The 24,463-nt window shown below is 69.0% G+C and carries 23 protein-coding genes; 15 read left to right on the top strand and 8 right to left on the bottom strand.

Annotation, left to right across the window (positions count from 1 at the left end; genetic code table 11):
• Window positions 1–17: 17 nt before the first annotated feature.
• Window positions 18–1,511: an MFS transporter gene (locus FHY06_RS02940; protein ID WP_184603279.1), complete on the top strand. Its 1,494-nt coding sequence runs from the start codon at window positions 18–20 to the stop codon at window positions 1,509–1,511.
• Between the two features lie 6 nt (window positions 1,512–1,517).
• Here the strand turns inward: FHY06_RS02940 and FHY06_RS02945 are convergent, their stop codons facing one another.
• On the bottom strand, window positions 1,518–1,946 hold the full coding sequence (locus FHY06_RS02945) for a GNAT family N-acetyltransferase (protein WP_184603280.1): 429 nt from the start codon (window positions 1,944–1,946) through the stop codon (window positions 1,518–1,520).
• A gap of 137 nt (window positions 1,947–2,083) precedes the next feature.
• Here FHY06_RS02945 and FHY06_RS02950 point away from each other — a divergent pair, with 137 nt between their 5' ends.
• From FHY06_RS02950 to FHY06_RS02960, 3 genes are read left to right on the top strand one after another with little or no spacing between them, the layout of a single operon-like run.
• The gene (locus FHY06_RS02950) at window positions 2,084–3,703 is read left to right on the top strand and encodes an FAD-dependent oxidoreductase (RefSeq protein ID WP_184603281.1); all 1,620 of its coding nucleotides are present in this window, start codon (window positions 2,084–2,086) and stop codon (window positions 3,701–3,703) included.
• The gene (locus tag FHY06_RS02955; RefSeq protein ID WP_019652744.1) at window positions 3,700–4,029 is read left to right on the top strand and encodes a 4Fe-4S dicluster domain-containing protein; all 330 of its coding nucleotides are present in this window, start codon (window positions 3,700–3,702) and stop codon (window positions 4,027–4,029) included. The genes FHY06_RS02950 and FHY06_RS02955 overlap by 4 nt, the downstream gene beginning before the upstream one ends.
• A gap of 34 nt (window positions 4,030–4,063) precedes the next feature.
• Complete coding sequence (locus FHY06_RS02960) at window positions 4,064–5,047, top strand: ABC transporter substrate-binding protein (protein ID WP_184603282.1); 984 nt, start codon at window positions 4,064–4,066, stop codon at window positions 5,045–5,047.
• A gap of 18 nt (window positions 5,048–5,065) precedes the next feature.
• Here FHY06_RS02960 and FHY06_RS02965 read toward each other — a convergent pair whose 3' ends face one another.
• The 4 genes from FHY06_RS02965 to FHY06_RS02980 are packed head-to-tail and all read right to left on the bottom strand — an operon-like array spanning window position 5,066 to window position 8,637.
• On the bottom strand, window positions 5,066–5,941 hold the full coding sequence (locus FHY06_RS02965) for a substrate-binding periplasmic protein (RefSeq protein WP_184603283.1): 876 nt from the start codon (window positions 5,939–5,941) through the stop codon (window positions 5,066–5,068).
• A complete protein-coding gene (locus tag FHY06_RS02970; protein WP_126181759.1) occupies window positions 5,934–6,761 on the bottom strand; it encodes an ABC transporter permease in 828 nt (275 codons plus the stop codon). The genes FHY06_RS02965 and FHY06_RS02970 overlap by 8 nt, the downstream gene beginning before the upstream one ends.
• A complete protein-coding gene (locus FHY06_RS02975; protein WP_132798813.1) occupies window positions 6,758–7,567 on the bottom strand; it encodes an ABC transporter ATP-binding protein in 810 nt (269 codons plus the stop codon). The genes FHY06_RS02970 and FHY06_RS02975 overlap by 4 nt, the downstream gene beginning before the upstream one ends.
• A 14-nt stretch (window positions 7,568–7,581) precedes the next feature.
• Complete coding sequence (locus FHY06_RS02980) at window positions 7,582–8,637, bottom strand: ABC transporter substrate-binding protein (protein WP_184603284.1); 1,056 nt, start codon at window positions 8,635–8,637, stop codon at window positions 7,582–7,584.
• A gap of 243 nt (window positions 8,638–8,880) precedes the next feature.
• Here FHY06_RS02980 and mgrA point away from each other — a divergent pair, with 243 nt between their 5' ends.
• The 10 genes from mgrA to FHY06_RS03030 all read left to right on the top strand — a co-directional run bounded on the left by mgrA (window position 8,881) and on the right by FHY06_RS03030 (window position 18,623).
• Entirely contained in the window at window positions 8,881–9,921 is a 1,041-nt protein-coding gene (gene mgrA, locus FHY06_RS02985; protein ID WP_019652738.1) for an L-glyceraldehyde 3-phosphate reductase, read from the top strand.
• Between the two features lie 76 nt (window positions 9,922–9,997).
• Window positions 9,998–10,237, top strand: coding sequence for a hypothetical protein (locus FHY06_RS02990; RefSeq protein WP_020722953.1), 240 nt, complete (start codon window positions 9,998–10,000; stop codon window positions 10,235–10,237).
• 38 nt (window positions 10,238–10,275) lie between these two features.
• Entirely contained in the window at window positions 10,276–10,812 is a 537-nt protein-coding gene (locus FHY06_RS02995) for a P-loop nucleotide/nucleoside kinase family protein (protein WP_184603285.1), read from the top strand.
• 104 nt (window positions 10,813–10,916) lie between these two features.
• Entirely contained in the window at window positions 10,917–11,930 is a 1,014-nt protein-coding gene (locus FHY06_RS03000) for an LLM class flavin-dependent oxidoreductase (RefSeq protein ID WP_184603287.1), read from the top strand.
• Window positions 11,931–11,984: 54 nt separating this feature from the next.
• Window positions 11,985–13,340 (top strand): LLM class flavin-dependent oxidoreductase, encoded by a 1,356-nt coding sequence (locus tag FHY06_RS03005; protein WP_132750968.1) that lies wholly within the window; start codon window positions 11,985–11,987, stop codon window positions 13,338–13,340.
• Complete coding sequence (locus tag FHY06_RS03010; protein ID WP_184603290.1) at window positions 13,340–13,882, top strand: GNAT family N-acetyltransferase; 543 nt, start codon at window positions 13,340–13,342, stop codon at window positions 13,880–13,882. Before FHY06_RS03005 ends, FHY06_RS03010 begins: the two co-directional genes overlap by 1 nt.
• On the top strand, window positions 13,879–15,702 hold the full coding sequence (locus tag FHY06_RS03015) for an amino acid ABC transporter permease/ATP-binding protein (RefSeq protein ID WP_184603292.1): 1,824 nt from the start codon (window positions 13,879–13,881) through the stop codon (window positions 15,700–15,702). The genes FHY06_RS03010 and FHY06_RS03015 overlap by 4 nt, the downstream gene beginning before the upstream one ends.
• A 35-nt stretch (window positions 15,703–15,737) precedes the next feature.
• A complete protein-coding gene (locus FHY06_RS03020) occupies window positions 15,738–16,658 on the top strand; it encodes an ABC transporter substrate-binding protein (protein ID WP_184603295.1) in 921 nt (306 codons plus the stop codon).
• Window positions 16,659–16,668: 10 nt separating this feature from the next.
• Window positions 16,669–17,607 (top strand): ABC transporter substrate-binding protein, encoded by a 939-nt coding sequence (locus FHY06_RS03025; RefSeq protein ID WP_184603297.1) that lies wholly within the window; start codon window positions 16,669–16,671, stop codon window positions 17,605–17,607.
• Window positions 17,604–18,623 (top strand): LLM class flavin-dependent oxidoreductase, encoded by a 1,020-nt coding sequence (locus FHY06_RS03030; protein WP_184603299.1) that lies wholly within the window; start codon window positions 17,604–17,606, stop codon window positions 18,621–18,623. The genes FHY06_RS03025 and FHY06_RS03030 overlap by 4 nt, the downstream gene beginning before the upstream one ends.
• Window positions 18,624–18,754: 131 nt before the next feature.
• Here FHY06_RS03030 and FHY06_RS03035 read toward each other — a convergent pair whose 3' ends face one another.
• Window positions 18,755–20,407, bottom strand: a complete 1,653-nt coding sequence (locus tag FHY06_RS03035; RefSeq protein ID WP_184603301.1) for an ankyrin repeat domain-containing protein — start codon at window positions 20,405–20,407, stop codon at window positions 18,755–18,757.
• A gap of 252 nt (window positions 20,408–20,659) precedes the next feature.
• Here FHY06_RS03035 and FHY06_RS03040 point away from each other — a divergent pair, with 252 nt between their 5' ends.
• Entirely contained in the window at window positions 20,660–21,463 is an 804-nt protein-coding gene (locus FHY06_RS03040) for a tetratricopeptide repeat protein (protein WP_184603303.1), read from the top strand.
• Window positions 21,464–21,475: 12 nt separating this feature from the next.
• Here FHY06_RS03040 and FHY06_RS03045 read toward each other — a convergent pair whose 3' ends face one another.
• A complete protein-coding gene (locus tag FHY06_RS03045; RefSeq protein ID WP_184603305.1) occupies window positions 21,476–23,422 on the bottom strand; it encodes an esterase/lipase family protein in 1,947 nt (648 codons plus the stop codon).
• Window positions 23,419–24,453: a lipoprotein N-acyltransferase Lnb domain-containing protein gene (locus tag FHY06_RS03050; protein ID WP_184603307.1), complete on the bottom strand. Its 1,035-nt coding sequence runs from the start codon at window positions 24,451–24,453 to the stop codon at window positions 23,419–23,421. The genes FHY06_RS03045 and FHY06_RS03050 overlap by 4 nt, the downstream gene beginning before the upstream one ends.
• Window positions 24,454–24,463: the final 10 nt, after the last annotated feature.

Genomic DNA, 24,463 nt, shown 5'->3' on the forward strand with positions numbered 1-24,463 from the left:
TATAGCATGCACGGCTCATGACCTCCACGACCCCCAGAACAACAAGCCGCCCACTGGTCATCGCCTCGATCATGGCCTCCATGGCGATGGTGGCCATAGAAGCCACCATCGTCTCCACCGTGATGCCGCAGATCGCCTCCGAGCTGGGCGGGCTGCATCTCTACAGCTGGGTGTTCGCCTCCTTCCTGCTGGCGCAGACCGCGATGACGGTGGTGTTCGGCAAGCTCTCCGACCTTTACGGCCGCAAGCCCATCATGTTCGTGGGCATCGCGGTCTTCGTCATCGGCTCGGTGCTCGCGGGCTTCTCGTGGTCGATGCCGGCCATGATCTGCTTCCGGCTCATACAGGGCATCGGCGCGGGCGCGATCCAGCCGGTGGCGCTCACCATCGTGGGCGATCTCTATCCGGTGCGCGAGCGCGGCAAGGTGCAGGGCTGGCTCGCGAGCGTGTGGGCGGTGTCGGCGGTGCTGGGGCCGATGATCGGCGCGCTCATCGTGCAGAAGCTCTCGTGGGCGTGGATCTTCTGGGTCAACGTGCCGATCGGCCTCGCGGCGGCGGCGGGATTCTGGTTCTTCCTGCACGAAGCGCCCACGGTGCGGCGCTCTTCCATCGACATCGTGGGCGCCGTGCTCTTCACCATCGGCATCGCGGCGCTGATGATCGCGCTCACCGAATTCGGCGTGGGCAACTCGGGCGTGGCGCTCGCGTGGGCCGGGTTGTTCGCCGTCACGCTGGTGCTGTTCATCGCGCAGGAGCGCCGCGCGGCCGACCCGATGGTGTCGCTGCGCCTGTGGGGCGCGCGGATGATCGCCATCGTCAACGGCGCGGCCATGCTCGCCGGCATGGTGCTGATCGGCATCACCACCTTCCTGCCGATGTACGTGCAGGTGGTGCTGGAGCGCTCCTCGGTCACGGCTGGCCTCACGCTCACGATGGTCATGCTGGGCTGGCCCATCGGCGCGACGCTGACATCGCGCACCTTCCACCGCATCGGCCTGTGGCGCATGGTGGTGACCGGCGCGGCGCTGATTCCGGTGGGCGCCTCGACCTTCGTGCTGCTGGGCTCGGGCAGCTCTCCCGTGCTTCCTGCGATCGGCTCCTTCATCATCGGACTGGGCATGGGCGTCATGAGCCTGAGCTCGCTCATCCTCATCCAGGAGGGCGTCGATCTCGCGCAGCGCGGCATCGCCACCGCATCGAACGTGTTCTCGCGCAACCTCGGCAGTGCGCTGGGCGCTGCCTTCTTCGGGGCGGTCTTCAACTTCGGGCTCACGCACGGCGACGGTCGGCCGATGTTCTCCGACGAGCAGCTGCGCATGCTGCTGCAGGGCGTGCACGGCTCCGTCGCGGGCGATTCGGCCATCCGCCTGGCGCTGGGCGGATCGCTGCACCTCACCTTCGTGATGATGCTGGTCGTGAGCCTCGGCGTGATCGCGCTGGCCTTGCTGCTGCCCAGGGAAGGGCTGGTGGAGAGCAGAGCGGTGGCAGCCGGGGAGGCTACGCCGAAGTAGCCCGCCTCAGGGCGCCTGCAGCGCTTTCTTCATGTACGCGAGATAGAAGCCGGGCGCGTAGTCGTCGATGCGCCCGTATTCCTCGTAGCCCTGCTTCAGGTAGAAGCCGCGTGCCTGCCACTCGAAGGTGGACAGCTTCGCGTTCCTGGCGCCGAGCGTGATGGCCTGCCGCTCGGCTTCGGCCAGCAGGCGGCTGCCGAGGCCTGCGCCCCGGGCATCTTCCTCCACGAAGAGTACCTCGACATCGAGCCAGTACAGGAACACGAAGCCGCGCAGCCCGCCGAGCAGACGGCCGTTCTCGTCCCTCGCATCGAGCCGGATGTATTCCTGCTTCGGGTATTCGCCGACGAAGCCGTAGTTGTAGCGGCGCAGCTTGAGGCCCAGTTCGCCGGAGCGCAACTGTTCCTCGGTAGGGGGCGACAGGGTGATGTTCATTCTGGTGCTGCCTCGATCCTGGGGAGGCGGCATTCTGCCCGCACGCGCGGACCGCATATCGATCCGCGCTTTCCTTCTTTGTGCGCTTCGGCAGCCGTTGATACGGTCTCGCTCTTTGCATTGCGAGGCGATCGACCATGGGCGCGAGGGATTTCGAGCGGCATCTTCTTTCGGGAGCGGACGGCTCCGCGCGGCACGAGGCCGATGTCCTGGTGATCGGCGGCGGGCCGGCCGGTGCATGGGCTGCCGTGAGCGCAGCCGCGCAAGGGGCGCGCGTGCTGCTCGCCGACAAGGGCTTCTGCGGCACGTCGGGCGCGACGGCGCCTTCGGGCACGGGGCTCTGGCACGTGTCGCCCGAAGGCAAGGCACGCGAGGAGGCCAAGGCCAGCCGCCTGGCAATGGGCGGCCACCTGGCCGAGCACGCCTGGATGGACCGCGTGCTGGAGCAGACCTGGGAGAACGTCGAGCGGCTCAAGGACTGGGGCTACCCCTTTCCCGCCGACGACCAGGGCGCACTGCGCTGCACCTCGCTGCAGGGTCCCGAATACATGCGGCTGATGCGCAAGCGGGTGAAGGAATCCGGCGCGCGCATCCTCGACCACAGCCCCGCGCTCGAACTGCTGGTGGACGAGCACGGCACCGTCTGCGGCGCCACCGGCGTCAACCGCCAGACGGGCGAGAGCTGGGTGGCGCGCACCGGTTCTGTGGTCATCGCCACCGGCGGCTGTGCCTTCCTGAGCCGCGCGCTCGGCTGCAACGTGCTCACGGGCGACGGCCAACTGATGGCGGCGGAGGTGGGCGCGGCGCTCTCGGGCATGGAGTTCTCGAACGCCTACGGGCTCGGGCCGGCGTTCTCGTCGGTGACCAAGTCGCTGTTCTACAACTGGGCGACCTTCTACACGGCCGACGGCGTGGCCATCGAGGGCGCAGGCTCCTCGAAGGGGCGGGGCGTGATCGCGCAGACGCTGCAGTCGCAGCCGGTCTTCGCATGCCTCGACCGCGCCGATGCGCAGATCCGCGCGTGGATGCGCACCGCGCAGCCCAACTTCTTCGTTTCCTTCGACCGGCAGGGCATCGACCCCTTCACGCAGCACTTTCCCGTGACGCTGCGGCTCGAAGGCACCGTGCGCGGCACGGGCGGCCTGCACCTGGTGGACGACAGCTGCGCCACCTCGGTGCCGGGCCTGTACGCCGCAGGCGACGCCGCGACGCGCGAGCTGATCTGCGGCGGCTTCACCGGCGGCGGCAGCCACAACGCGGCCTGGGCGCTGTCTTCCGGCTTCTGGGCCGGCGCAGGCGCGGCGGCCTTCGGGCGCGATGCGCGCGCCAGGTCGCAGCGCACCGCACTGCGCGCGGGCGGCGCGGCGCTTTCGACGCGCGGTGCGACGGCCTTCGACAGCCAGGAAGTCGTTCGCGCGGTGCAGGCCGAGGTCTTTCCGTACGAGCGCAACTGGTTCCGCGAAGGCGATGCGCTGCGCGATTCGCTCTCGCGGCTCGACGCCTTGTGGGAGCGCCTGCGCACCAGCGCGCCGGCCGCCACTGCCACCGAGGCGGTGCGCGCACGCGAAGCGGCGGCCATGCTCGCCACCTCGCGCTGGATGTATCGCAGCGCGCTGCAGCGCACCGAAACGCGCGGCATGCACCGCCGGCGCGAGCACGGCACGCTCGATCCGTCGCAGCGGCACCGGCTGCTCAGCGGCGGGCTCGACGAGGTCTGGGTGCAGAAGCACGCAGTGAATGAAGGGGTGGACGCATGATCGAAGTCATCAGCGCCGAGCGCTGCACCGCCTGCAACATCTGCGTGAACGCCTGCCCGACGAACGTCTTCGAGGCCGTGCCGGGCGCAGCGCCACGCATCGCCCGGCAGGACGACTGCCAGACGTGCTTCATGTGCGAGCTGTACTGCCCGGAAGACGCGCTCTACGTCGCACCTATCGCGGACCGCAGCGCCACCGCCGAGGAGCGCGATGCCGCGGCGGCGGCCCTCATGGGCAGCTACCGCAGCGCCGTCGGCTGGGGCCGCGGCCGCCAATCGACCGCGTCTGCCGATGCGAGCTTCGAGCTGCTGCGGCGCGCGCACTGAGCCGCCTTTATTTTCTTTCCAACTGAGCTTCTCGATGTCCGATCTTCCAAGCCGCCGCCGATTGCTGCGCGGCGCCGTCGCCGCAGCCGCCGCGAGCGCGTTGCCCGTCTTCTCCATTGCCCAGCAGCAGGGCAGCAGCAGCCAGGTGCTGCGCCTGGGCTACATCGGCCCCGGCAAGAAGCCCGCCAACGCCACCGGCTGGGCGCTGCGGCAGGGGCACCTGCTGCGCGAGCTGGCGCCGCTGGGCTTCAAGGAAATCACGACGCGCAACTTCCCGAACGGGCCCGACCTCAACGAAGCGTTTCTCTCCGGCGCGCTCGACGTCGGCATCTACGGCGACACGCCCGCCGTGGTGGCGCGCTCGCGCGGTCTCGACGGGCAGCTCATCGGCTTCGACGCGGTCGGCATGAACGTGTGGCTGCTCACGCCGCGCAATGGCGTGCGCAGCGTGAAGGAACTCGAGGGCCAGTCCATCGGCGTGGCGCGCGGCTCCTACATGCACCGCTACGTGCTGGGCCTGCTGAAGGAGAACGGCCTGCAGAAGTCGGTCAAGGTGATCCACATGTTCCCGCGCGACGGCGAGGCGGCGCTCGACCAGGGATCGATCGCGGCGTTCGCGGCGCAGATCGACGTGGGGCCGCTGCTGGCCTCGCGCGGCTATCCGGTGATCGACGAGGCGGAGAAGCACCCGACGCTGCGTGGCACCTCGGTGATCGTCGCCTCGGGCAAGCTTCTGGCCGCTGCGCCGGGCCTGCCCGCTGCATGGACGCGCGCACGGCGCACCGCGCTGCAGGAGATCCGTCGCAACAGCGCCGACTACTACGCCTTCCATTCGGAGGTGAGCGGCTTTCCGCTGGAGATCGTGAAGGTCTCGCACCCGCTGTCGCACTTCCCCGAGGCTGCGTATCCGCCCGAAGGGCTGGCGCTGCTCGACGAGGTGAAGAAGTTCCTGCTGGCCGAGAACCTCGTGAACCGCGATTTCGCGCTGTCCGAGTGGCGCGCTCCGCAGCAGGCCTGAAGCGCGCCGCGGCGCTGCTCAGGAATGGCAGACGAGGCCGTCCTTGAGCAGCGTGATCTCGAACTGCAGGTTACCCGCGCGTGCGCCGCGCGCCTTTGCCAGCGTGCCGTCCGCGCGCCATTGGCGCAGCGCGGCGGCCAGGTAGTCGCGAGACGCCTCGTCGCCCTGCGGCAGGCGGATGGCCGCGTCCGAAGGCGGGCGCAGGCCGCTTGCCAGCGGCTTGTAGAAGCGCCATTCCTCGTTCTTCAGCAGCCGCTGAAGCACTTCCTCGTCTTCGGCCAGCGCCGTGCACTCGCCCGCCATGAAGGCCGACACCGCATGCACGGACGAGGGGTAGCTGCGGGGCTGCGCGCCGTAGCGCAGCGACACCGCGCCGGCATAGCCCGAGCCTTCACCCACGCAGACCGAGGCGCCGCGCAGCGAGTCGGCATCCTGCACGCGGCCCTTGCGCAGCGCGACCACGAGGCCGCTGCCGGTGTCGTAGCTGCCGGGTGCCGCGTCGATGCCCTTGGGTGCGGCCGTGGCCGGAACACCTGCCACCAGCAGGTCGACGCGACCTTCGCGCAAGGCCGCCTCCTGGGTGGCGGTGTCCAGCCCGACCAGCTCGAGCTTGACGCCGAGCGAGCGTGCGAGCTCGAGCGCCAGCGTGGCGTCGAAGCCGTCGGGTTCGGGCGGCGTGGGTGCTTCTGGAGGGGCAGGACGGGGATAGCGGCGCACGCCCACGACGAGCGTGCCGCGCTCGATGGCCCTGGCGAGCACCGGCCCCTTGGGCAGTTCGCTCAGCCGGCCGCCCGAGGCCCACGAAGCGCCCAGGCCCGCCAGCGCGGCGGCCGCGGCGAGCGAGGCGCCCGCCAACGCGAACCTGCGGGGGCGCGTGGAGATGGCTTCACTCATCGAGGCTCAGCCCCCGCCGCCAGCGCAGCAGCCGCCGCTCCAGCAGCGCAAGAAGGTAGTTGAGCAGCAGCCCGAGCGTCGCCAGCAGCAGGATGCCCGCATACATGGTCGGTATCTGGAAGGTCTCCTGCGAGTTCAGCGTGAGAAAGCCCAGCCCGGAATGCGCACCGATCATCTCGGCCGCCACCAGCGCCGTGATGCTGTAGGCGCCCGCCAGCCGAACGCCGGTGAAGATCGAAGGCAGCGAAGCCGGCAGCACCACCTTGAAGAAGACGAAGCGGCGCGAGGCGCCCATCGACAGCGCCGAGTTCACCAGCAGCCGGTCGACCTGCTTCACCCCGCCCACCGTGCTCAGCAGCACCGGCCAGAACGAGGCCCAGAAGATGATCGCCACCTTCGACAGCTCACCGATGCCCAGGAACAGGATGAACACCGGAAACAGCGCAAAGGCCGATGTCTGGCGGAACAGCTGCAGCACCGGATCGACGATGGCCGCGAGCCTCCTGAAGCCGCCCACGAGCAGGCCCAGCACCACGCCCGCGACGCTCGCGAGTACCAGTCCCCAGAGCGAACGCTGCAGGCTGGCGGCGACATGCTTCCAGAGCTGGCCGTTCTCCAGCAGTTGCACGATGCTCGCGAGCACGGCCGAAGGCGGGCTCAGGTAGGCGTCGCTCACGATGCCCAGGCGCGGCAGCGCTTCCCACAGCGCGAGGAACAGCACGATGCCGATGCCGCGCTCGGCCACCCGGCCGAGGCTGCGTGCCAGCTTCAGAAGCCGGCTGGGCGACCGCACCACCGGCGCGTCGAGCACCGCGCTCACGACACCACTCCTTCGAGCGACCGGGGCCGCAGGCCGAGCTGCACTTCGTCCTTCAGCACCTCCCAGGCGCGCTGGCGCAGCGCTGCGAACTCGCCCGAGTGGCGCAGCTCCGCCGAGCGCGGGCGCGCTAGAGGGATGTCGATGATGTCCTTGATGCGGCCGGGCCGCTGCGTCATCACCGCCACGCGGTCTGAGAGGTACACGGCTTCCTCCAGGCTGTGCGTGATGAACACGATTGTCTTGCGGTGCTGCTCCCAGATGCGCAGCAGCTCGCCCTGCAGCACCTCGCGCGTCTGCGCATCGAGCGCGGCGAAAGGTTCGTCCATCAGCAGCACGTCAGGCTCGTAGGCCAGCGAGCGCGCGATGGCCACGCGCTGCTTCATGCCGCCGGAGATCTCGTGCGGGTAGCGCTCGCCGAAGCCCTGCAGGCCGACGAGCTCCAGGTATTCCTGCGCCGTGCGGCGGCGCGCGGCCCTGGCCACTCCGCGGATGTCCAGGCCCACCGCGATGTTGTCGAGCACCGTCAGCCACGGAAAGAGCGCATAGCCCTGGAACACCACGCCCTGGTTGCGGTTGATGCCCGAAAGCGGCTGGCCATTGATGGCGATGCGCCCGCCGGTGCGCTCGGTGAGCCCGGCCAGGATGCCGAGGAAGGTCGACTTGCCGCAGCCCGAGGGGCCGAGCACCGAGAGGAACTCGCCTTCGCGCACGTCGAGGTCGAAGCCTTCGAGCACGCGCACCCGTTCGCTGGCGCCGCGTGCGGCGTAGTCCATCCGCACGTCGCGGGCGGAGATCTTGATGCTCATCGCTTGGTGCCCGCTCAGGCCTTCGTGGCGAAGGGGTTGAACTCGTTCGTGTACACGTCCTTCACCGACACCTTGCCGGTGGCGAGCTTGCCCTCGGACTGCAGGATGTCGATGTAGTACTGGATCGGCGGCTCGGTCACCACCAGGTCGTCGACGTAGGCGTAGCGGTCGACGTTCTTCAGCTCCATGTTGATGCGCCTGGCCACCAGCTTGCGGGCTTCCTCGGTGTTGGCGTTGACCCAGTTGCCGGCCTTGGCCAGCGCGGTCACCACGTCGCGCACCGCCTCGGGGTGCTGGCGGATGAACTGGCCGTGCGCGCTGTACGGCGCCATGCCGCCCAGGCCGCCGTCGAGGTCGAAGTCGCTCCACAGCCGCACCAGCGAGTCGGCGTTGTCGGCGCGGCCGGAGAAGGGCGCGTGGATGATCGCCAGGTCGGTGTTGCCGGTCACCAGCGTCTGCTCGGCCTGCTCGTCAGGGATGACGACGAAGTTGATCTTGTTGACGTCCACGCCGTGCTGGCGCAGGTACTTCTTGGTGACGAACTCGGCGCAGGCGCCGAAGCTGTTGAAGCCGATGGTCTTGCCCTCGAGGTCCTTCGGCGCGCGGATGCCCGAGTCCTTGCGGACGAAGTACTTCATGTGCGGCGCTTCCTGCAGCGTCTTGCCGCCGGCGGCCACCACCTTGAGGTCGGCGCCCGAGGCGATGGCCGAGATCACCAGCGGCACCATGCGGCTGCCGAAGTCGATCTCGCCCGTGCCCACCAGCGGAATGATCTGCGGCGCGGCGATCTTGCCGACGTAGTCGGGCCGGGTGTTGGTGCCCTCGAAGTAGCCGAGCTCGTCGGCCAGGTAGATCAGGTCGAAGGAGGGGTTGTTCGGGTACTTGAACGCGACCTTGTCGCCGGTCTTCTTCACCACCGCCGGAGCACTGCCGGCGGATGCGGTCTTGCCTTCATCGCGCGAGCAGCCCGCGAGCAGCAATCCGCCGAGGCCGCCGGCGGCGCCGAGCGAAGCGAAGGTCTTGAGCGCGCGGCGGCGCGAGGGAAGGGCGGGAGTGGACGGGTTGGACATGGCGGCGCGCCCCCGGGGTCGGGGCCGGTCTGGGAAGTTGGCTAGGCGCCGATGCTAGGAAGCGGCGCGCACGCCTCCAACGAAGAAATCCGCGCATGCATATGCGGCGACGGATAAGTGCGACAGCGGCGTGGAAATGCTTGCCCCGCGCGGCAGGCGGGGGCATCCTCAAAAGTTTCCCGCGATCTCCTTTCGTTCGGTCGCCCTTTCTTCTTTCTTCCATCGCCAGGACCAGACACACCCATGACCTACCACGCCGACCCCAAGCGCTACGACGCCATTCCCTACCGCCGCGTCGGCCGCAGCGGGCTGGTGCTGCCCGCCATCTCGCTCGGGCTGTGGCACAACTTCGGGGACACCACCTCCATCGCCACGCAGCGCCAGCTGCTGCGCACCGCCTTCGACCTGGGCATCAACCACTTCGACCTGGCCAACAACTACGGCCCGCCCTACGGCAGCGCCGAGACCAACTTCGGCCGCCTGCTGCGCGAAGACTTCAAGCCCTACCGCGACGAGCTCATCATCTCCAGCAAGGCAGGCTGGGACATGTGGCCGGGCCCCTACGGCAAGGGCGGCGGCTCGCGCAAATACGTGCTCGCCAGCCTCGACCAGAGCCTGCAGCGCCTGGGCCTGGACTACGTCGACATCTTCTACTCGCACCGCTTCGACCCCGAGACGCCGCTGGAGGAAACGGCTTCCGCGCTGGCCCAGGCGGTGCAGCAGGGCAAGGCGCTGTACATCGGCATTTCGTCTTACTCCGCCGGCAAGACGCGCGAGATCGCCGCGCTGCTGCGCGAGTGGAAGGTGCCGCTGCTCATCCACCAGCCGGCCTACAACCTGTTCAACCGCTGGATCGAGAAGGACCTGCTGAACGCAACGGAAGAACTCGGCGCGGGCGTCATCGCCTTCACGCCGCTGGCGCAGGGCCTCCTGACTGACAAGTACCTCAGCGGCATCCCGGCCGACTCCCGCATCAACCGGCCCGGCGGCGGCTCGCTCAAGCAGGAGCACCTGTCGGAGGCCAACGTCGAACGTGCCCGCGCGCTCAACGAGATCGCACGGCGCCGCGGCCAGTCGCTGGCTCAGCTCGCGCTGACCTGGACGCTACGCGATGCGCGCGTGAGCTCGGCGCTGATCGGTGCGAGCCGGCCCGAGCAGATCGTCGACAACGTGGCGGCGCTGTCGCATGCGCCGCTGAGCGCGGAGGAACTGGCCGAGATCGACAAGTACGCGGTGGAAGGCGGCGTGAACCTCTGGGAGAAGCCCTCGACGGACTTCGCCTGAGCCGCTTCTCTGCTTTGTCTTCTCAGGGACCGCATCAGGTAACTCGGAATCCGTCTTTGGCAAAGGCGGGTGCGCTTTGCAGAATCGGCGCAAGCATTCGTTCGATTCATTGATTGCCATGCAATTGCGCACCCATTACGTCTCCCCCGCCGCCCAGGCGCGCCATGTCCTGGCCCTCACCGCGAAAGCCTGGCATGTGCCACCGGCTTCGCCGCACGCGCTGGCGCGCCGCGCACCGCACGGCTACGTGCCTGTGCGCGCGCTTCGGCGCCTGCATGCGGCCGCCATGTTGAGCCTGCTGCCCCATTCGTGGTGAACTCGGCGCCAGGACATTGAACCTGGAGATGACCGAGCATGCTGATCGTTCTGAGTGGGCTGCCCGGCAGCGGCAAGACCACCATCGCCCGCGAGATCGCCGCGCTGCTGCCTTGCGCGTACCTGCGCATCGATGCCATCGAGCAGGCGCTGCGCTCTGCCGGCGCACCCGGTGGCATATCTGACGGTACTTCCGACGGAACATCCACCAGAGAGCTCGGCCCGGCCGGCTACATCGTGGCCTATGCGCTGGCTGGCTCCAATCTTTCCCTGGGCCAGGCGGTTCTGGCCGACTGCGTGAACCCCTTGCCCGTCACGCGCGAGGCCTGGCGGGACGTCGCGGCGCGGGCTTCTTCACCCATCGTCGAAGTCGAGGTCGTGTGTTCCGACGCTGCCGAGCACAGGCGCCGCGTCGAGCAGCGGCACGTCGACATACCCGGCCTCGTGCCACCCACGTGGGAGTCCGTGCAGCGGCACGACTACGAGCCGTGGAGCACGCCGCGCATCGTCATCGACACCGCCGCAATGAGCGCGCGAGAGGCTGCGCAGGCCATTCTTTCCCTCACGAGACACTGAGCATCCAGCAGATATCGATATAGGAATTCAGCGCAAGCGGTGCGCGCAATGCCCCAGAGAATTCGCAGCAATTCTTCATCAAGGGGCGTCAGCCACCGCACACCGTGTCCTATTCGCTGTCCCTGCTCGACAAGAGCCTGATCCCGGAAGGCGCCGACGCCGCACAGGCGTTCCAGCACACCATCGCGCTCGCGCAGGCGGCCGAGCGGTTGGGCTACCGGCGCTACTGGCTCGCCGAACATCACGGCAACAGGAACTACGCAGGTTCGGCGCCCGAGGTGCTGGCAGCGCACCTGCTGGCAAAGACTTCGCGCATCCGCGTGGGCACCGGCGGCGTCATGCTCCAGCACTACAGCCCGTTCAAGGTGGCCGAGGTGTTCCGCGTGCTGGCCTCGCTGGCGCCGGGCCGCGTGGACATCGGCATCGGCAAGGCGCCCGGTGGCCTGCCGCTGACGAGCAAGGCGCTGCAGTGGCTGCACGATCCCGCCAGGAGCAGGAGCGAGGACTTCGGCGTGCGCCTGTCGGAGCTCGATGCCTTCCTGGACGACGGCGTCGCCTCCGGCCATGCGCTCGCTGGCGCGGTGGCCACGCCCAATCCACCGCAACTGCCGCAGCGCGTGCTGCTGGGCGGCAGCCCCGAGAGCGCGGTGCTTGCCGCGCGCCTGGGCTGGCAGTTCACCTATGCAGGGCACTTCAATGGCGACCCCGTGAACCTTGCCCGATCGGTCGAGGCCTACCGCGTGGAAACGGGGCGGGCGCCGCTGCTGGCGCTCTTCGCCTTCGCGGCAGAGACGAGCGAGAAGGCCGCGGAGCTCGTGGGCGCGCTGCGCAGCTTCCGCGTGCACCTGCCCACCGGCCAGAGCGTGAACCTGCCAAGCCTCGAAGCAGCCGCGGAGTTCGCACGGCAGGCGGGGGTGAGCGACTACCGGACCGAGGAGCGCCGCCCGCATGTGATCGCCGGCACCGGCGAAGAAGTGCGCGATGCGCTCGATGCATTGAGCGAGCAGTACGGCATCGAGGAGTTCGTCATCGACATCCCCGTGGCCGGCTTCGCGGAGCGCCGTGCGTCGGTCGAACTGCTCGCCGCGGCGCGCGAGGCCGTGCCTGTCGCAGCCTGAGCCATTCCTTCCTTCCTTCTTCCCATTGCGAACCCCTCGAAGCGAGCCATCGTCATGAGCAACGACAACAGCAACAAGAGCATCAAGTTCGGCGTCATGCTGCAGGGCGCCGGCAGCCACATGAACTCCTGGAAGCATCCGGGCGGGCCGGCCGATGCCAGCGTCAACCTCGGTTTCTTCGTGCGCACCGCGCAGAAGGCCGAGGCTGCCGGCATCGCCTTCGCGTTCGTGGCCGACGGGCTCTACATCAACGAGAAGTCGATCCCGCACTTCCTCAACCGCTTCGAGCCGATCTCGATCCTGTCGGCGCTCGCCACCGTGACCTCGAAGATCGGCCTCGCCGGCACCGTCTCCAGCTCCTACAGCGACCCGTTCACGGTGGCGCGCCAGTTCGCCTCGCTCGACCTCATCAGCGGCGGGCGCGCGGGCTGGAACGTGGTGACCACGCCGCTGGAAGGCAGCGCGAAGAACTACAGCCGCGCACACCCCGAGCACGCCTTGCGCTACGAAATCGCCGACGAGTACCTCGCGGTGACGCAGGGGCTGTGGGACAGCTGGGACGACGACGCCTTCGTGCGCGACCGCGAGAGCGGCCGCTTCTTCGATGGCGGCAAGCTCCACACGCTGAATCACAAGGGCCGCTTCTTCGAGGTGTCGGGGCCGCTGAACATCCAGCGCTCGCCGCAGGGCCAGCCGGTGATCTTCCAGGCCGGCTCGTCCGACGCGGGCATCGGGCTGGCCGGCAAGTACGCCGACGCCGTGTTCACCCATTCGCCCTCGCTGGAGGACACGCGCAGCTTCCTGCGGCAGGTGAAGGCCAGCGCCGTCGCGCAGGGCCGCCAGGCCGGCGACGTGAAGATCTTCCCGGGCATCGGCCCCGTGGTCGCCGCCACCGAGGAAGAGGCCGAAGCCAAGTACCGCGCCATCCGCGAGCTGTTGACGGTGGAGGAAGCCCTGGCCTACCTGGGACGCTTCTTCGACCACCACGACTTCAGCCAGTACCCGCTGGACGCGCCGTTCCCCGAACTGGGCGAACTGGGCCGCAACAGCTTCCGCTCGACTACCGACCGCATCAAGGCCAACGCCAGGGCCAAGGGCCAGACGCTGCGCGAAGTGGCGCTCGAAGTGGCCACGCCCCGCACGCAGTTCGTGGGCACCGGCGAGCGCATCGCCGACGAGATCATCCGCTGGGTGGACGAGGGCGCGGCCGACGGCTTCATCCTCGGCTTCCCGGTGCTGGGGCAGGGGCTGGACGACTTCATCGAGTTCGTGATCCCGGCGCTGGAGGCGCGCGGGCGCTACCAGCGAGAGCTTCCCGGGCAGACGCTGCGCGACCACCTGGGCCTGCCGCGCAAGGCGAGCCGCTACGCGGCGCAGGAAATTGCGCCCGCCGTGCAGAAGGCCGCGTGATGAGCGAACAGTTCGTCTACACCACGCCGCTCGATCCGCGCGCGAAGCCGCTGATCGAAGGACTGACCTTCGAGTACGACAGCCGCTACGGCGACGTGATGCGCGAGCCGGGCCAGCCGCGCGAGATGGAGCGCTACCCAGCCGAGGTCTTCACACCGGCACATGGCGGCAACTTCGTGCTGCTGCTGCGCGACGGCGTGGCCATCGGCGGCGGCGCCTTCATGCGCCACGACGAGCGCACCGCCGAACTCAAGCGCGTGTGGACGCATGCCGATCTGCGCAGGCAAGGGCTGGCCAGCAAGGTGCTAGCCGAACTGGAGGCGGAGGTGCAGCGGCAGGGCTACGAGCGCATCTACCTGACGACCGGCTTTCGCCAGCCCGAGGCCGTGGGCCTGTACCTGGGCCATGGATACACGGCGCTTTTCGGTCCGCCCATCGATCCGGAGACGCCGCGCAAGCTGCCTTTCGAGAAATACCTGGACACCGGGCGGCAGCACGCCCCTTCGGCTTCCGGGCAACTGGTCGGAGCGGCGCAGCGATGAACACCACCGTCCTCGACGCGGCCGCCGAGCCGATGAACCCCGCACCGGTGCGCGCACCGCAGCCGCAGCGTTCGCCGGTTCCCGCCGCGGCCCCGGCCAACGGCGACTACTCGCACTTCCGCATCGTGCCGGCGCGCTACCCAGCGCGCACCGTTGGCACCATCTTCGCCGTGCTGGTGATCGGCATCGTGCTGCACTCGACGCTCACCAACCCGCGCTGGGGCTGGGGCGTGTTCGCGCAGTGGTTCTTCGCCGAGCCGGTGCTGCAGGGCCTGGGCCGCACGCTGCTGCTGACGGCGCTGGGCGCGCTGCTGGGCTTCTTCTTTGGCACCGCGCTGGCGCTTGCGCGGGTGTCGCGTTCGCCTCTGCTGGCGCGGCTCGCGTGGGTGTTCACCTGGCTCTTCCGCTCGGTGCCGGTGATCGTGCTGCTGCTGATCATCAACAACCTGGGCTACCTCTACGAGACGGTGACGCTGGGCATCCCGGGCACCGATGTCACCTTCTTCTCGTACCCGACCACGCAGCTCATCAGCCCCTTCGTGGCGGCGCTGCTGGGACTCACGCTGAACCAGGCGGCCTTCGCCTCGGAGATCGTGCGCGGCGGCATTCTTTCGGTGGAGCAGGGGCAGCTGGAGGCGGCTGCGGCGCTGGGCCTGTCGCGCGGGCGGCAGTCGTTCCGCATCGTGCTGCCGCAGGCGATGCGCACCATTCTGCCCACGGCCTTCAACGACATCATCGGGCTCGCCAAGGGCACCTCGAACCTCTACATCCTGGCGCTGCCGGAGCTGTTCTACACGATCCAGATCATCTACAGGCGCAACCTCGAAGTGATTCCGCTGCTGATGGTGGCGACCGTGTGGTACCTCATCATCCTCACGGTGCTGTCGGTGGTGCAGCACTACGTGGAGCGGCATTTCTCGCGCGGTGCGCTGCGCAACCCGCCGAGTTCGCGACTCGGCCGCGTGGCCAGCAGGCTGTGGCGCTCGAAGCCGGCGCCCGTGGCAGAGCCCGTCGCCGTCGTGCCCGCGCAGGTCCCGCGCTGGACCGACCCGCTCACGCAGGGCGGCGAGGTCAGAATCCACGGCGTGTCGAAGAGCTTCGGCGCGCTCAAGGTGCTCGACGACGTCACGCTGACGGTGGGGCGGGGCAGCGTGACGGTGATCCTCGGCCAGTCGGGCTCGGGCAAGTCGACGCTGCTGCGCGCCATCAACCACCTGGAGCGCGTGGACGACGGTTTCATCTCCATCGACGGCGAACTCATCGGCTACCGGCGCGACGCCGACACACTCTACGAACTGCGCGAGCGCGACATCCTGAAGCGCCGCGTCGACGTGGGCATGGTGTTCCAGAACTTCAACCTGTTCCCGCATCTGACGGTGCTGGAGAACATCGTCGAGGCGCCGATCTCCGTGCGCGGCCTCTCGCGGCCCGAAGCCGAGGCGCTCGCTTCCGAACTGCTGGTGCGCGTGGGCCTGGGCGACAAGACGCATGCGTATCCGCGACAGCTCTCCGGCGGCCAGCAGCAGCGCGTGGCCATCGCCCGCGCGCTGGCGCTCAAGCCCCAGGTGCTGCTCTTCGACGAGCCCACCTCGGCGCTCGACCCCGAGCTGGTGGGCGAGGTGCTGGCCGTCATCAAGGAGCTGGCGCGCTCGGGCACCACGCTGCTCATCGTCACGCACGAGATCGGCTTCGCACGCGAGGTGGCCGACAACATCGTCTTCATGGAGCGCGGCCGCATCCTGGAGACCGGCTCGCCCGACAAGGTGTTCAACGCGCCGGAGCATCCGCGCACGGCCGAGTTCCTGGCCAAGGTTCTCTGACCTTCTTCCTTCCCGACTTCATTTCATCGACCTTCATGATCCATCGACGAAACATCCTGTCCGTTGTCCTTGCCGCGCTGCTGGCACCGCTGGCCGCATCGGCCCAGCCCGCTCCGGACCTGAGCCCCGAGCAGCCGGGCCGCCCGCGCGCGCAGAAGATCGACGAGGCCGTCCGGCTCGCGAAGGACTTCAAGTTCCAGAAGGAAGGCGTGCTCGTCGTCGGCACCACCACCGGCCGCCTGCCGTTCGCGGCCTACGCCACCGACACCAAGACACCCGTGGGCAACGCGCCCGACATCGCACAGCTGGTGGCCGACAGTCTCGGGCGCAAGCTGGAGCTGGTCTCCACCGCCTGGGTCGACTGGCCGCTGGGCCTGCAGTCGGGCAAGTTCGACCTGGTGGTCTCGAACGTGACCGTGACCGAGGAGCGCAAGGAGAAGTTCGACTTCTCGACCTATCGCAACGACCAGCTCGGCATCTACGTGAAGTCCGACAGCAAGCTCGGCGCCATCAAGGAGCCGAAGGACATCGCGGGGCTGAAGGTGATCGTGTCCGCCAGCACCAACCAGGAGCAGATCCTGCTGCGCTGGAACAAGCAGAACGTGGCCGCCGGCCTGAAGCCGGTCGAGATCCAGTACTACGACGACGATGTGGTGCAGCGCCTGGCGCTGCAGTCGGGCCGTGCCGACGCCTACCTGGGGCCGAACGCCATCGCCGCCTACGAGGCGCGCGACGGCAAGACCATGCTCGCGGGCCTGTTCTCGGGCGGCTGGCCGCTGAACGCAGAGATCGCCGTCACCTCGCGCAAGGGCTCGGGCATCGCCGAAGCCGTGACGCTGGCCCTGAACACGCAGATCAAGAACGGCAACTACGCCAAGGCGCTGTCGCGCTGGAACCTGGATTCGGAGGCCATCGCGGTCTCGCGCACCAATCCGCCCGGCCTGCCGAAGAACTGAGGCGATGGCCATGAATCTCTTCAAGAAAACCTGGATCGCCCGCGGCCTCGCCGCGCTCATGCTCGTGGCGGGCGCGGCCCATGCCGCCGACAAGTTCGACTTCAGCCCCGAGCAGAAGGGCCGCCTGCGCGGCCAGAAGGACGCCGAGGCGGTCAACGCGATCCCGCCCAGCTTCAAGTTCGTGAAGGAGGGCGTGCTGACCATCGCCATCGCGCCGTTCGCGCCGCCGATCTCGACCTACGCGTCGGACGCGAAGACCGTCGTCGGCTTCGACCCCGACTTCGCGCTGCTCGTCGCCGACGCGCTGGGCCTCAAGCTCGAACTGCAGCCCATCGCCTGGGCCGACTGGCCGCTCGGCCTGAGCTCGGGCAAGTACGACGCCGTGATCTCCAACGTGGGCGTGACCGAGCAGCGCAAGGAGAAGTTCGACTTCTCGACCTATCGCCTCGGCCTGCATGGCTTCTACGTGAAGACCGACAGCGCCATCAAGTCGATCAGGGAGCCGAAGGACGTTGCGGGCCTCAAGCTGACGACCGGCGCCGGCACCAACCAGGAGCGCATCCTGCTCGAGTGGAACCGGCAGAACGTGGCGGCGGGGCTGAAACCGGTCGAGATCCAGTACTACGACGACGATGTGACGCGCACGCTGGCGGTGGTCACCAAGCGGGTGGACGCCAATTTCAATCCCAATGCGCCGCAGGCCTACGAGGCCGCGAAGAACGGGCAGATCAGGCTGGTCGGCACCGTCAACGCGGGCTGGCCGCTGAAGTCGGACGTGGCCATCGCCACGCGCAAGGGCAGCGGCCTCGCCGCGGCGCTAACCACCGCCACCAACAACCTGATCCGCAACGGCACCTACGGCCGGGCGCTCGCGCGCTGGAGCCTGACGGAAGAGGCCTTGCCGAAGTCCGAAACCAACCCGCCCGGCCTGCCGAAGTTCGCGCCGTGAGCAGCAGCATCCGCCATCTCGCCTTCCTCACGCCGGGCAACTACGCCGAGGCCGATCCGTTCGCCGGACTGGAGGCCGCCTTGAAGCTCTTCGAGTTCGGCGAGAAGCACGGTTTCGACAGCGCATGGGTGCGGCAGCGCCACCTGGAGCGCGGCGTCTCGTCGGCCGCGACCTTCCTGGCCGCCGCCACGCAGCGCACGCGCCGCATCGAACTGGGCGCGGCGGTGATCCAGATGGGCTACGAGAACCCGTTCCGCCTCGCCGAAGACCTGGCGACGGTCGACGTGCTCTCGCGCGGCAGGCTGCAGGTGGGCCTGAGCGCCGGGGCGCCGCTGCACGGCGCCCTGCTGGGCAACCGCTTCCACGATGCAGCGCCCCACACCGTCGACTACAGCCACAAGCGCGTGGGGCGGCTGAAGGCCAATCTCGAGGACGTGCTGCTCGGCGACGACCAGACTTTCGTGGAATCGGCCGGCGGACGCGTGCGCCCGCGCGTGCAGCCGTACGCGCCGGGTCTCACGGGGCGGCTCTGGTATGGCGGCGGCTCCCTGCGTTCGGCCGAATGGGCCGGGCGCAACGGCTTCAACCTGCTGCTGGGCAACGTGCTCACGGGCGAGAACACCGACGACTTCCTGCAGGCGCAGGTGGGCCTGGTCGAGCGCTACAAGGCCAGCGAGGCTGACAGGGACGCGGGCAGGGGCAGGGTGGCGCTGGGGCGCGTGATCGTGCCGCTCGACGGTGCAGACACCGTCACCCGCAAGCGCTATCGCGAGTTCGCTGCCGGCCGCGTCGAGCGCACGCTGGCGCCGCAGGGCGAACGCCGCACGCTGTTCGCGAACGACCTCGTCGGCAGTTCCGACGAGATCCTCGAACGCCTGCGCCGCGACCCGGTGCTGCCGCTGGTGAGCGAGTTGCGGGTGGAGCTGCCCTACAACTTCGGCAGCGAAGACTACGAGCAGATATTGACCGACCTCTCCCGCCGCATCGCGCCGGAACTGGGTTGGCGCGCGGCTTGAAATGCAGGAGGAGAAACGGGGGAAGCAGGAGCAACGACAGGAGTTGAGTTCGAGGTGAGTCGGAGTCGGGTTGCGTTCTTCGCGATTCGACGGACGGCTTTGGGCGGGCCCTCGGGCCCGCTTTTTTTTCGTCAGCCTCGCAGGGCGGATGCGCCGAGCAGGAAATCGGTGACCTCGTCCGAGAACACATAGCGCTGCCCGCCGATGAGCACGCCGTCCGGGCTCTCCGGATCGGGCTGCGCGGCGGGCATGCCGTGGGCCACCAGCGCTTCGGCGCAGCCGAGCCAGTCGCCTTCGCCCTCCGGCTCGTTGCACGAGGCCCAGGAAAGGCCGCCGCAGGCGTTGTCGTCGAAGCCGTGCCGCTCCTGCCAGCTGGCGCCGTGTTCCAGCAGGAAGCGCACGAGGTCGGCGTCGCCGCGGAATACGGCCTTGTTCAGCGCCGAGGCATCCCAGTCGCCACCGCGCGTGGCGATGGGCCAGCCGAGCCTGACCATCAGCTTCACCGCATCGGCGCAGCCTTGTGCAGCGAGTTCGGGCAGCAGGCGCAGCTGTGCTTGCGAGAGCGAACCGACGATGTCCGGGTGTGCAGCCTGGACGGCGCGGGCCGCGGCCTCGTCGCCTTTTGCGCAGGCGGCGATGAAGGCCTCGTCCACCGGCAGTGCGACGCCGCCTCCCGCTTGCTCCAGGAGGCTGGCGACTTCGGGGAGGCCGAAGCGCAGCGCAGCGACGTAGGCGCTCGTTCCGTCGCGCGTTGTCGCCTTGGGATCGGCTCCTGCCGCGAGCAGTGCCTCGATGTGCGCGGGCGAGCGGCGCCGGCGTATGGCCCACAGCAGCAGGGAGCCCCAGTCGCTGGTGGGCGGGCCCATGGGCGGTTCGTTGGCATCGCCGCCATGCGCGAGCAGCAGGCGCAGCGTGTCGACGTCGTCGAGATCGAGCACGCGATAGAGCGCGTTCGTTCCCGCGATGCGGGCTCCAGCCTCGAGCAGCAGGCGCGTGCAGGCCGGGGTTTCGAGCGAGTGGTAGAGCGATTCGCCGTCGTCGGGATCGGCGCCCGCATCCAGCAGCAGCCGGGTGAGCGCGGCATCGCGGTTCTGGCCGGCAGCGCCGTAGAGCGCGGACAGCCGCTCGGTCTCGTCGGGCTGGGCGAGCGACGCGGGCGGCCAGCGGTTGCCCACCGATTGATTCGGGTCCGCGCCTGCGTCGAGCAGCAGCTTGGCGCAGTGGCGCAGGCGCTCCTTGTGGTCCGGCAACTGCAGCAGGCCCGAATGGGTGAGCGCCACGAGCGGCGGCAGCGCGAGCGGGCCGCCTGCGCGGTTCACCCAGCCGGGGTCGCGTTCGATGGCCTGGCGGATCAGGGCTTCGTTGCCGACCGCGCAGGCGAGGATCGGGTCATCGCCCCGCAGGCCCGGGCTCTCTTCGAGCAGGCGCAGGGCCAGCGCTGGCCGCGCGCGGTTCGTGCCCCCGGCGATGTCGCCAGCGTAGACGAGGCGCAGCCATTGCAGCACGGCCTTCGCCGGATCATCCGCATGCGCGCGGCGTGCGAGGACGAAGCCCTGCAGGTCGGCCCAGGACGGGAATCCGTATTCGCGCGCGATGCACGACTGCGCGTCGTGCAGGCGAAGGCCGAGCGCGGCAATCGCCGAATCGCTCTTGCTGGCAGCGGCGGGAAGGGCTTCGCGAAAGCGCGCGGTGGCGGCGGGATCGTTGCTTCGGTAGAGCGCAAGCAGTTCCTTGGCTTGCTTCTTCAGATGGCCCAGGTCGGGCCGGGCGGGCATGCGCTTCATGTGTACCTCCGTGCATCAGACGCCGTCGGCCCGCAAATCCGGCTGCACAAAAGGCGAATGGCTCGGCATATGGAGGCAAGTGGGTTCAACCCTTCCCGCGGGCCCGGGCGCGGCTTGCACCGCGGCGGCGATGTTAGGCCACGTCGAGCGCGAAGGTCAATGCGCACGACCGACTGGCGGGAGCGGCTAAAGTGGCACGCTGCTGCCCGCCATCGTCTCGCACGTCCAATCTCCAAACGGATACCCGACACCATGCTGCCCAGATTCCTCAAGCGGCTTGCCGCACGCTTCGCCGGCTCGACGCCGCCACCCGAAACGCCTGCGACCGGCGGCACAAGGACGCCGGCATTGAAGAAGGGCGACGTGCTCGCCTACCGCAGCGACAAGGCCTGGCGCGCCGTCTGGGTTCTCGAAGTCGATCCGTGGCCCGACGGAACAGCGGTGGCGCACTGCCTGAGCTATCAGCCGCTGGACCAGAAGCCCACCGTCGAATCGCTGAAGCACGCCGAGGTGCTGATATGGCATTCGCCCATCGATGCCGACGGCGTGAGCCGGGGCAGCGAACTCATCGGCAACAGGCAGCCCGCCGAGGACGACCTGATCGGCTTCGCCGAATACCTGAGGCTCACCGACTTCCCGAGGTATCTGGAGCTGATGGGCCAGGACGGCCACGAGATCGTGCGCGAGGCCAATGCGCACTATCTGCGCGGCAACGAACTCTGCGAGCAGGGCCGCAAGCAGGAGGGCATCGCCGAGTACGACGCGGCCGTGGAGCTTTTTCCGCTCTTCTTCGAGGCCATCGACAACCGCGCCTTCACGCGCATGGAACTCGGCGACTTCCAGGGCGCGCTCGAGGACTTCGAGCAGTCGCTGCAGGTGAATCCCGACGGCGAGGCCGCGTTCTTCTCGAAGGGCGAATGCCTCATGCGGCTCGGCCAGCTCGCCGCCGCGGAGTCGACCTTCAAGGAGGGCAGGGAGCGCTTTCCGGGCAAGAAGGCGCTCTTCGACGAATTCCTGGAGCGCGTGCGGGCGCAGCAGCGCTCGGGGAGCAAGTAGGAGCGACGCCGCTCAGCGCGCAGCCTCGGGCTGCAGCTGCTCCCTGAGGATGCGGCGGATCTCCAGGATCGCCAGCGGGTTCTCCTGCACGCTGTGCGCCGACGGGATCACCAGTTCGGAGGCCGCGCCGTCGAGGTGCGCGCTGGCATAGGGCACGATGCCGTCGCTCGACAGCGCCTGCGCCACGCCGGGCGTGTCGTTGCCGATGATCGAATGGAAGCGCACGCGCGGATTCATCGGCAGGCCCGACGACAGCCGCACGAACGGATCGCGGTCGCTGAGGTTGTCGATGCTGTTGGGGATGCGCAGCGTGCCCTGGTCCTGCCGCGCGGGCGCGATGCGGATCAGCTCGCGCGAGATGTCGCCCAGCTGCCCGAGCATCGCCACGGGCAGCGTGATGAGGTTGGCCACCCAGCGCGAGATGCGGTTGTTGGCGAAATCGGTGCCGCGGTGCGGCGAGGCGATGAAGATGGCGTCGCTCACCTGCGGCAGCGGCTCGAAGCGCAGGTAGGGCGCGAGCTTCTCTTCCATGCGCCGCTGCTGCGCGCCCTGCATCGGGTAGCTGGCGAGCAGGGCGTCCCAGAGCTTGTCTTCCGAGGACGAGACCATCAGCCGGGACAGCACCCCGCCCATGCTGTGGCCGATCAGCGTGATGTCGTTCGAGGCCGGTGCCTTGCCCGAGGGGTCGAAGTGCGCGAGCGTCTGCGTCACGGCTTCGCGGATCGCGAAGTTGTTGAGCGGCAGCGGTGCGTTGGTCGGGTAGTAGACCTGCCAGATCTGGTAGCGGCGGCGCAGCGTCTCGTCGCCCAGCACCTCGTTGGCCACGTTGATCCACGCCTCGGGGCTGCTCGCCAGACCGTGCAGCATGATGACCGTGCGGCGGTTCGGATCGTAGGGCTGCATCAGGTAGATGCGCGGCTGCGTGAGGCCCTCGCGGCCGCCGAAGAGGCTGCGCAGCGCCTGCAGCGCGAAGTCGGAGCGCGCGAGCCACAGGCCGTAGCCCGAAGTGAAGTTGGCGGCCAGCGGCACTTCCTGGCCGGCGAGCTGCACGTTGGCGGTGCGGTACGGGTCGTAGGCCGCGATGCGCAGCGTGCGGGTGCGAAGCACATCGCCGAGGTTGGCGCCGTCGAACAGCAGCAGCGCGGTGACCGCCGGGAAGGGCATCTCGCGATAGGGCGGGCGAGGCTGCTGCCTGTCTGCAAGGTCGGCTCGCGGCGCCGGCGGCTCGTCGTCGGTGCGCCTGTCGCTCGCTGCCACCAGTTCCGCGCCGAAGCCGTCGCGCCGGTAGGTGTTGCGCAGGCCCGAGAAGGTCAGCGAGGCGGCGGGAATCAGCTCGTCGGGCAGGGGCGTGTCGGAAGGAAGGCGCAGGTTCGACACGTCGGTCTCGATGTGCCAGTCGCCCACCTTCGGCATCGCGGGCTGCGCCACCGCGCGCGAACCGTTGCGGCGGACTCCGTCGTACAGGCCGGTGATGGCCTGCTGCACCGCGTAGTTGTAATAGTCGCGCACCTGGGTCTGCCGGTCCTCGAAGGCTCGGTCGCGCGGCTTGCGGGCGGTGAAGAACAGGTAGGCGTAGGCGTGGCGCGCGGTCTCGAACCAGGCCTCGATGGCGGCGGCATCGGTCGCGCCGCCGTGCTTCTCGGACGCGAGCGCCACCTGCAGCCAGACTTCGGAGAGCGCCGAGAGACGCTGCTCGTCGCTCAGGCCCGGCGAGTCCGCCAGCGCGTTGCGGCAGGCCTGGCCGTCCTTGCGGCACAGGTCGGCGTCGGAGCCGATCACGCGCAGCACTTCCTGCGCGGAGGTGCTCAGGCGGCCGGTGGTGAGCACGTCGCCGCGGCGCTGCGCGAGGTATTCGGCCGGCGAGATCGAACCGACGGTCACGCCCGCGCAGCCTGCCAGCAGTGCGGCTGCGCAGGCGAGCACGGGCAGCGAAGCGAAGAAGTGCAGCGCGCGTTTCATTGCGCCGCTCCGGTGCCAGCAGCCGCGACGCCCGGCAGGCCCTGCCGGATCGCCCGTGAGAAATCGACGCCCGGCGTCTTGTCCGTCGCGATCGCCCGCTCGGTGATGCGGCCAGCCGCGCGCAGCGCTTCCATGCTGTAGCCGGGCGCAAGACCGCCCACGTCGAAGAGATAGTCGGGCAGGTAGCCCGAAGCGAGCAGCCGCCAGTCCATCGGCAGGCCCGGCACGATGCGCTTGGCCAGCGCATACACGATGGTGGTGCAGTTGGCGGTGAGCGTGTTGTAGAAGCTGGGCTCGCGCACCAGCGCCGCGCCTTCGCCGAGGTAGGCGAGGAAGAGCGAGCGGATCTCGGGCTGCGGCAGGCTCACGCGGTACATGTAGACGTCCTCGCCGCGCACGTTGGTGCGCACGCGCAGGATGTCGTGCTCGTCGGCCGCGATCAGGCTGGTCTCGAACTGCTTGAAGAAGCCGCCCACCGACGAGAAGCTCTCGCCGCGCTCCTTGCGGATCTCGATGGAGAAGGTGAGGAACCGGCCGTCGTCGAAGCCGAAGGACACCAGCGTGTGCGCGATGGCAGGCCCGGTCCAGTACGAGAGCGACACGTCGACCGTGCGCAGGCGGTCGAGGTCGTACTGCCTCGTCTCCCAGCGCTGGGTGTAGTCGGTGTCGCTGCGCCACTCGAAGTTGCGCACGTTATCCAGCGTGACGATGCTGCCGTCGACGCGCGAGTGCAGCTGCCGCGAGACGTCGTCGGCCCACACGCGGTTCTGCGAGGGCAGGATGGTGCTCCACCAGCCCAGCAGCAGCGCGAATCCGACCGCGTAGGAGAGCAGGGCGCGCGCGGCCCGCCTGCGCCACGTCAGCACGATCGCCGCGAGGCCGAAGGCGACCCACAGCACGCCCGCGCCGATCTTCATGGCGGCCGGGCCGGGGAAGTGGTACCAGAGCGCGAGGCAGGCCCACGAAGAACTCAGCAGCACCGCAAGCGTCAGCGCAAAGCGGCCCAGGAAGTGCAGGATCGTGCGGATCATTGCAGGCGTC

The sequence above is a fragment of the Variovorax atrisoli genome, from assembly GCF_014195185.1.
GTDB lineage: Bacteria > Pseudomonadota > Gammaproteobacteria > Burkholderiales > Burkholderiaceae_C > Variovorax > Variovorax atrisoli.

Coding starts and splice junctions, on each gene's coding strand:
- FHY06_RS02940 (WP_184603279.1), top strand. CDS start 18: ATGACCTCCACGACCCCCAGAACAACAAGCCGCCCACTGGTCATCGCC.
- FHY06_RS02945 (WP_184603280.1), bottom strand. CDS start 1,946: ATGAACATCACCCTGTCGCCCCCTACCGAGGAACAGTTGCGCTCCGGC.
- FHY06_RS02950 (WP_184603281.1), top strand. CDS start 2,084: ATGGGCGCGAGGGATTTCGAGCGGCATCTTCTTTCGGGAGCGGACGGC.
- FHY06_RS02955 (WP_019652744.1), top strand. CDS start 3,700: ATGATCGAAGTCATCAGCGCCGAGCGCTGCACCGCCTGCAACATCTGC.
- FHY06_RS02960 (WP_184603282.1), top strand. CDS start 4,064: ATGTCCGATCTTCCAAGCCGCCGCCGATTGCTGCGCGGCGCCGTCGCC.
- FHY06_RS02965 (WP_184603283.1), bottom strand. CDS start 5,941: ATGAGTGAAGCCATCTCCACGCGCCCCCGCAGGTTCGCGTTGGCGGGC.
- FHY06_RS02975 (WP_132798813.1), bottom strand. CDS start 7,567: ATGAGCATCAAGATCTCCGCCCGCGACGTGCGGATGGACTACGCCGCA.
- FHY06_RS02980 (WP_184603284.1), bottom strand. CDS start 8,637: ATGTCCAACCCGTCCACTCCCGCCCTTCCCTCGCGCCGCCGCGCGCTC.
- mgrA (WP_019652738.1), top strand. CDS start 8,881: ATGACCTACCACGCCGACCCCAAGCGCTACGACGCCATTCCCTACCGC.
- FHY06_RS02995 (WP_184603285.1), top strand. CDS start 10,276: ATGCTGATCGTTCTGAGTGGGCTGCCCGGCAGCGGCAAGACCACCATC.
- FHY06_RS03005 (WP_132750968.1), top strand. CDS start 11,985: ATGAGCAACGACAACAGCAACAAGAGCATCAAGTTCGGCGTCATGCTG.
- FHY06_RS03010 (WP_184603290.1), top strand. CDS start 13,340: ATGAGCGAACAGTTCGTCTACACCACGCCGCTCGATCCGCGCGCGAAG.
- FHY06_RS03015 (WP_184603292.1), top strand. CDS start 13,879: ATGAACACCACCGTCCTCGACGCGGCCGCCGAGCCGATGAACCCCGCA.
- FHY06_RS03020 (WP_184603295.1), top strand. CDS start 15,738: ATGATCCATCGACGAAACATCCTGTCCGTTGTCCTTGCCGCGCTGCTG.
- FHY06_RS03025 (WP_184603297.1), top strand. CDS start 16,669: ATGAATCTCTTCAAGAAAACCTGGATCGCCCGCGGCCTCGCCGCGCTC.
- FHY06_RS03035 (WP_184603301.1), bottom strand. CDS start 20,407: ATGAAGCGCATGCCCGCCCGGCCCGACCTGGGCCATCTGAAGAAGCAA.
- FHY06_RS03040 (WP_184603303.1), top strand. CDS start 20,660: ATGCTGCCCAGATTCCTCAAGCGGCTTGCCGCACGCTTCGCCGGCTCG.
- FHY06_RS03045 (WP_184603305.1), bottom strand. CDS start 23,422: ATGAAACGCGCGCTGCACTTCTTCGCTTCGCTGCCCGTGCTCGCCTGC.
- FHY06_RS03050 (WP_184603307.1), bottom strand. CDS start 24,453: ATGATCCGCACGATCCTGCACTTCCTGGGCCGCTTTGCGCTGACGCTT.